The sequence below is a fragment of the Hydrogenophaga intermedia genome, assembly GCF_000723405.1.
In the GTDB taxonomy this organism is placed as follows: Bacteria; Pseudomonadota; Gammaproteobacteria; order Burkholderiales; family Burkholderiaceae_C; genus Hydrogenophaga; species Hydrogenophaga intermedia.
Genome location: NZ_CCAE010000104.1, coordinates 1 through 6,169 on the forward strand (window position 1 = coordinate 1; position 6,169 = coordinate 6,169).

Below are 6,169 nucleotides of genomic sequence, written 5' to 3' on the forward strand. Positions count from 1 at the left end.
TGGCCTACATCGGTGCAAAGTAGCAGTCCAAATGAGCCGCTTGCGGCCGGTCAAGATGGGTTGACTGGACGCTCACCTTCGGAAGGCTGCAGACACTCGATCGTCGTGTGAAGGTGCCATTCGCTTGGTTCTTCTACATGTTGCACGGCAATCGCGTGCACGATAGGTCGGGTCGGCGTGTCTTGGCCGATGCAGAGTCCGGGCTGCTAGTTCTGCCGGAGCACGACTATCGTGTGCTGAAAGCTTGGAGCGAGGTGCCCTATGGGTTCTGATGTTTCGATCGCATCTGGATTTCTAGTCGCCCAAGCTCCAGCTGATCTGTCTGTGCGGCTCCTGGACCACCTACCCGTTGCGGAAGCGTGCGCCAGCAGAAACGTAGAGAGAGCGCAGCCACACGTCAGGAAAGTAGTGCAGGAGACCCAAGGTCTTCTCGACTCGGCGCTAGCGGCTGGATCCAGCAGAACGTCGAAGGTGATGATGATCCGTCATGTCGCGAGTAGGTGGTCGGCCGCAGTCACCCCATTTTCGGCGTGCCGCCACGGGTGCGCGCACTGCTGCCACATCGCCGTCTCCGTGCCAGAGGTGGAGGCAAAGTTGATTGCAGCAAAAACAGGCCGAAGGCTGCAACGCCCGTTGCGGCCGCGGTCCCTGGCCGATGGCGCTGATGAGCACGACTATGGGTACGACGACCCATGCGTGTTCCTCGAAGGTGGCCGGTGCAGCATCTACGAACACCGGCCGCTAGCCTGCCGGACGCTTGTTAACATGGATGACAGCGCGGTGCTTTGCGAATTGCAGCAGGGGATGTCTGTACCGGTGCCGTATGGAAACGCGATCGACATGCAGGGTCGCTTCGCCTTGGTCACCCAGATGGAAACCTTCGCGGACATTCGTGACTGGTTTCGCCTGTAGTTGCCAAGAGCGCGGTGTACGCCAGCGTCCGAAGCTTCTGCTGAGCAGGCGGTGCCGAAGATCGAACAGTTCTTCATGGCAAACAAAGCAGGGGACATGAAGCCCGAGCAGCGCTAAAAGGCGCTGCAGCACCTCTAGCGGGACATGGAATAAGGCTGTCCGTGAGCGTCATAGCCTATCCACCAGATCCTCTTTGAATCGTCGGATCAGGCCGCGAATCGGATCGCGGTCTTCGCCTTGGTAGCGATAGGTGCGTGGTGCGAACCCCCCATCGGCTGTCTGACGTGGCCGCAGATCATCCACTGATAGAGGGATAGGGTACCGAGCCGTCCAAGTTGTGAATTGCTCTATGCGCTCCAGCAAGGTCAACTCGCTTCTGTCGAGGTCGTAGCCGGCATCGGTCGCGAGCTTGCGCAGGTTGTGAGTAGCGATACGGAACCTGCCTCTCGCATCGAGGTGTTTTTTTGCGGCGATGAGCAGCCCTTTTAAAAGTGCTTCCATTGCGAAACCTGCCAGCAGGTAGGTGACCGAGTCAATCCGCCGAGACCTTCCCTCGCTAGCTCTGCGTTCATCGTCTGCGATGAGGGCTTCAAACGCTTCGATGAGTTGATCTGCTTTGAGGAGCCAGGGCAGGGGGTTGTTCTGGAGCAGTTGATATTGTTCCTCCCAGGGTTCCCGTGGGCTGCGAGGATCAGGTGGCGTCGGCTTCATGGTGTGGCAGTCCTCAGCGGAAGGGGTGAGCCCCGATTGCAGAGTGCCGCACATCATGGCATCGTGCCGGCTCCTCCCTAGAGGGCCCCATGGGCCCGCTCGCCCGAGCGCTTGAAAAAGCCTCGGGCAGTTTTTTGCCTTTGGCCTGATCAGGCTCGCGCGATGGGCACGTCGGCCAGGCGCGTTGTGTACTGCGGCGTCCGGCGCTCCTGTTTCATGCCCCACACCCGACCCGGGCCTTCCTTGCCCGTTGCCGCCACGTGAACCGTGCCCTTGCCGAAACGGCTATTGATGGCATCGACGGCGCCCATGAGGCGGGAGCGGTCGCGGCCCGGCGCGGGTTCATCGGGCATCGTCAGGTCTAGCTCGCCCTGTTGGATGCTGGCGGGCTGCAGCTCGGTGAGGATCACCCCGGCCTTGATGAAGCGATAGCCAGGCACGTACATGAAGCGCATGCCGTCGGCCGCCGCCTGTGCCAGCGCCAGCGTGTCGCAGGTAGGCCGGCGCAGGGGCACCACCACGCTGCGCGAGAGCTGCGGGCCTGGTCGGTAGGGCGAGGTGTGCATGAACACCAGCAGTTCGGTGGCCAGGCTGTTCTGAGCCCTGAGCTTTTCAGCAGCTCGGCCCGCGAACTCGCTCACGGCCTCCAGCAGCGGCGCCAGCTCGTGCATCGGTTGGCCGAATGAGCGGGTACAAGCAATCTGCTTTTTCGGCCCTGGGGCCTCATCGAGGTCGATGCAGGCCTGGCCCTGCAGCTCGCGCACCGTTCGCTCCAGCGTCACCCCCCAGCGCCGGCGGATGGTGGCCGGGTCGGCCTGGGTGAGGTCGAGCACGGTATGCACCCCGAGCTCTTTGAGTTGCTTGCTGATCCTGGGCCCGACACCCCAGACCTCCCCGACTTCTGTGGCCCTCAGCACGCTGTCGAGGTCCGCCGCCGGCAGGCTGGCCAGGTTGCACACCTGGGCTAGCTCGGCCGGGTAGCTACCTGGCTTGCGCTCGGCGGTCTTCGCGATGTGGTTGGCGAGCTTGGCCAGGGTCTTCGTGGCGCCGATGCCAACACAGCAGGGAATGCCGGTCCACCGGAGCACCCGCGCGCGCACCTTGTGCGCTCTGAGCACCAGGTCGCCGCGCACCCCGTGCAGACCCACGAAGCTCTCGTCAATGGAATAAATCTCTTGGGTGGGCCCGAGGCCAGCAGCCAGGCTCATCATGCGGTCGCTCATGTCGCCATAGAGCGTGAAATTGGCCGACAGGGCCACCAGTCCCGCCTCTTGCTCCAAGTGCTTGATCTTGAACCAGGGAGCGGCCATCGCAATGCCCAGGTCCTTGGCTTCGTTGGATCGCGCTATGGCGCATCCGTCGTTGTTGGAGAGGACGACGACAGGCCGGCCGTTCAGGCTGGGCCTGAACACCCGTTCGCACGAGACATAGAAGTTATTGCCGTCGACCAGGGCGTACATGGCCGCATCGCTCGCATGGGGGCTTGGCTCAAACGACGAAGCGTTTGATGCACGAGCTGACGACGCCCCAAACCTCGATGGTCTGGCCGTCTTTCGGCACGATGTCCGGGAAGGTGGGATTGGCCGCTTTGAGCCGCAGCCGGCCGGCGCGCTGGTGAAGGTACTTCACCGTGAACTCACCATCGACCACAGCCACCACCACGTGGCCATGCAGGGGCTTGATGGCGCGGTCCACCACCAGGGTATCGCCGTCGTCAATGCCGGCGTCCTGCATCGAGCAGCCGGCGACCCGCAGCAGATACGTCGCCTGTGGGTGGGTCACGAGGATCTGCGTGAGATCCAGCCGGGTGACGGCGAAGTCTTCGGCAGGGGAGGGAAAGCCGGCCCGAACCGGGCTTTCAGGCATGGGCAGCATCATGCCGGCGGCCGTCAGGGGCACGGGTTCGGCGCGGACCATGATACTGTTCATGCATCCAGTATACAGCCGCCCCCTGATCGGTGAGAAATCGGTGATGTACTTCTGGGACGTGCATCGATCGCCAGCGCGCCAACTCGTGTGGAGGCCCGCGGCCCGCCGTCACTGTCGACGGCTGGCAGGTCTACGATGCTCAGTGTGTGGCGGCGTCCCAGAAGGAAATGGGCGACAAGTCAATGGGGCTGTAGTTGTCGCGAGCGCCTGTCTTCAACCGATTGAAGTTTGGAGGCGCACTTCGTCTCGATGGCTCGACGGCCATGTTGCATCGCTGCTCTGGTTGATGCATGATGTATATCGATTTTAAACTTTCAGTAGTTACTATCTGTCTTATGTAAAGTGAGCGCTCACATTTATTCTAGCACATCACTCGGGTTGGTTGTCGCACAACGGCAGTTGTTGAATTCCACTGATCTCTGACCCGAGATTTCCATCGAATACTGACCCACCCGTTGTGTGAGCAAAGCAGCTCACGTTGTGGATAAGTGCTTCGTTTTCTCCTTTTCAGACCTGGGGTGTGTGGAGCTGCAGCAAAGTGCGCCGCTGTTTGCGCGACTTTGTTGCCTCGATCGACAACCAGGTGGAGAGTTTTTCAGCGTAAGGATCGAGCTTGCTGGAGCTCGCACGCTTGGCGTAGCGGGGCTCTTCATCGCCCGCCCGCAGGTACTTCTTAACGGTGTTGCGAGCCAGGCTTGTGCGCCTGGAGATCTCGCGAATGGACATCTGCTCGCGCAATGCCCAGCGTCTTATGACACTCAGTGTCGCCACGTCTATCACTCCTGAAATCTCCTGCTGCTAAAAGCAGCAGGATAGGGTTCCTACGTGGGTCAGCTTTCAATGGAAATTGCTGCTCTAACTGGGTCAGTTTTCAGTGAAAGACAACACGCGGCCGCTCCCTGCACGGCCATGGTGTTCGTCTGGAGCCAGCTCTGCAAGGGCGACCCGTACTTCACCTTGTCTCAGGTCGCCTTGAACGACGCCATCATGGTGGTCGCCTTCGCGCCCATCGTGGCCTTGCTGCTCGGGCTGTCTTCCATCACCGTGCCTTGGGACACCCTGTTGACCTCCGTGGGCCTGTACATCGTGGTGCCGGTCATCGTGGCCCAGGTATGGCGCAAGGCCTTGCTCAAGCGCGGCCAGGCGCACTTTGACGCCGTAGCCTCACGCCTGGGGCCGGCGTCCATCGGCGCGCTGCTGCTGACACTAGTGTTGCTCTTTGCCTTCCAGGGCGAGGCCATCCTGGCTCAGCCCCTGGTGATTGCGCTGCTGGCGGTGCCCATCCTGATTCAGGTGGTCCTCAACGCAGGGCTCGCCTACGGCCTGAGCCGCAAGCTTGGGGTGCAGCACTGCGTGGCCGGTCCGTCGGCGCTCATCGGTGCGAGCAACTTCTTCGAGCTGGCGGTGGCAACAGCCATCAGCTTGTTCGGGTTCCAGTCCGGCGCTGCCCTGGCGACCGTGGTGGGCGTGCTCATCGAGGTGCCCCTGATGCTGGCCGTCGTGGCGGTCGTGAACCGCTCCAAGTCTTGGTACGAGCGCCCTCAAGTAGTCGGCCCCACGAGGCACGGATAGTCCAGCTGGACATCGGAGGCGAGTAGTTTGTGGCGCAACACTCGAGGTACGCTTTTGCATAGCTGCTTTCCTCAACCGAGCTCACAAATCGCAACAGGCGCCGAGTTACATACTCCTGTCAATTTCTGTCAATTTCTGTCAATTCTCGATAGAACCGCTCGATGCCACAGCTTCGCACTCGCCGAGGTGTCTCCATCTGCGCATCCCGCGAGCGCACCCCCGGTCCGGAGATATCACGTTGTATCAACGACTGTGAGAATACTCAGAATCATTGATACAACGTGAGAATGCCTTCAAAGCATCTTATGCGCCACCTTCTGCTACGCGCCCGCGCGTTGCGCAAAGCCTCGCCCAGGGCCTTTGGAGCCATGACAGAGTGGGCGTACTCGAGGCGAGCCGCCTGCATCTGAAGGCCGGGCATCCAAATTTATGACCTCTCGAGGTGTGGAGGAAGTTCAGACGACTCCTTCACGGGCAACCACCACCAGACCAGAAGCGTTCCGAGAAGGAACACGTCGGCCAGATTGAATGCGGGCCAATGAAGCCTTCCCCAGTGGAGGTCCACGTAATTCACGATGACGCCTCGGCTGAGGCGGTCGATGGTGTTTCCCAGGACACCGCTTGCAGCAACGGTGAGCGCATAGAGGTCGAGTCGATGAGGTATCGACCTCAGGCAAACGAACGCCATCGCCGCGAACGCAACCAGACCCCCAAGTCCCAGCGACCAGCGCTGCCACTCAGGCTTTCCGGAGACAAGTCCGAAGAAGCTCGCGCTGCTTTGGATGTTCACCAGATTCAGCCCAGGCACGACCGCAACAACCTCGCCGACCTCAAGCCAACTCGCGATGGCAAGCTTGGTCCCTTGGTCAAGTAGCAGCAGCAGCGCCAGCCCCAGCAGCCAGGCATGATTCGGCCTCGCCTGATTCGGTACATATTTCATGGACCACTCCTTGGTTCCTTGTGACGGATGTGGCTGCGCAAGGGCGAGATGGTCCAGCCCAAGTACCCTCAGCGGGTGGTGGTGAGCAAGCTCGACGGGTTCACC

At 61.1% G+C, this 6,169-nt stretch carries 5 protein-coding genes and 2 pseudogenes; 2 read left to right on the forward strand and 5 right to left on the reverse strand.

Translation table 11 applies throughout. The features are described from left to right. The first annotated feature begins 408 nt into the window (after positions 1-408). Positions 409-912 carry a YkgJ family cysteine cluster protein gene (locus BN948_RS25205; RefSeq protein WP_035624809.1) on the forward strand — a complete coding sequence of 168 codons (504 nt, stop codon included), beginning with the start codon at positions 409-411 and terminating at the stop codon, positions 910-912. A 168-nt stretch (positions 913-1,080) separates the two neighbouring features. On the opposite strand, the gene BN948_RS25210 is transcribed toward BN948_RS25205, so the two are convergent. From BN948_RS25210 to BN948_RS25225, 4 genes and pseudogenes are all read right to left on the reverse strand, one after another. Beyond that, complete coding sequence (locus BN948_RS25210; RefSeq protein ID WP_156037863.1) at positions 1,081-1,623, reverse strand: hypothetical protein; 543 nt, start codon at positions 1,621-1,623, stop codon at positions 1,081-1,083. A gap of 149 nt (positions 1,624-1,772) precedes the next feature. Further along, positions 1,773-3,083 carry a Y-family DNA polymerase gene (locus BN948_RS25215; RefSeq protein WP_035624815.1) on the reverse strand — a complete coding sequence of 437 codons (1,311 nt, stop codon included), beginning with the start codon at positions 3,081-3,083 and terminating at the stop codon, positions 1,773-1,775. A gap of 28 nt (positions 3,084-3,111) precedes the next feature. Next, the gene (locus BN948_RS25220) at positions 3,112-3,552 is read right to left on the reverse strand and encodes a LexA family protein (protein ID WP_035624818.1); all 441 of its coding nucleotides are present in this window, start codon (positions 3,550-3,552) and stop codon (positions 3,112-3,114) included. Between the two features lie 522 nt (positions 3,553-4,074). Next, positions 4,075-4,332: pseudogene (locus BN948_RS25225) on the reverse strand (IS21 family transposase); the annotation flags it as partial. A gap of 108 nt (positions 4,333-4,440) precedes the next feature. Between BN948_RS25225 and BN948_RS25230 the strand changes: the two are divergent. Continuing rightward, a pseudogene (locus BN948_RS25230) lies at positions 4,441-5,124 on the forward strand (arsenic resistance protein); the annotation flags it as partial. A gap of 427 nt (positions 5,125-5,551) precedes the next feature. Here the strand turns inward: BN948_RS25230 and BN948_RS25235 are convergent. Beyond that, positions 5,552-6,169 (reverse strand): signal peptidase II (locus BN948_RS25235; RefSeq protein ID WP_238327270.1); only part of this gene is annotated, 618 nt, incomplete at its 5' end.

Bases quoted from the DNA above. Each gene is read 5' to 3' on its own strand.
- BN948_RS25220 (WP_035624818.1), bottom strand. From the start codon at position 3,552: ATGAACAGTATCATGGTCCGCGCCGAACCCGTGCCCCTGACGGCCGCC.
- BN948_RS25215 (WP_035624815.1), bottom strand. From the start codon at position 3,083: ATGTACGCCCTGGTCGACGGCAATAACTTCTATGTCTCGTGCGAACGG.
- BN948_RS25210 (WP_156037863.1), bottom strand. From the start codon at position 1,623: ATGAAGCCGACGCCACCTGATCCTCGCAGCCCACGGGAACCCTGGGAG.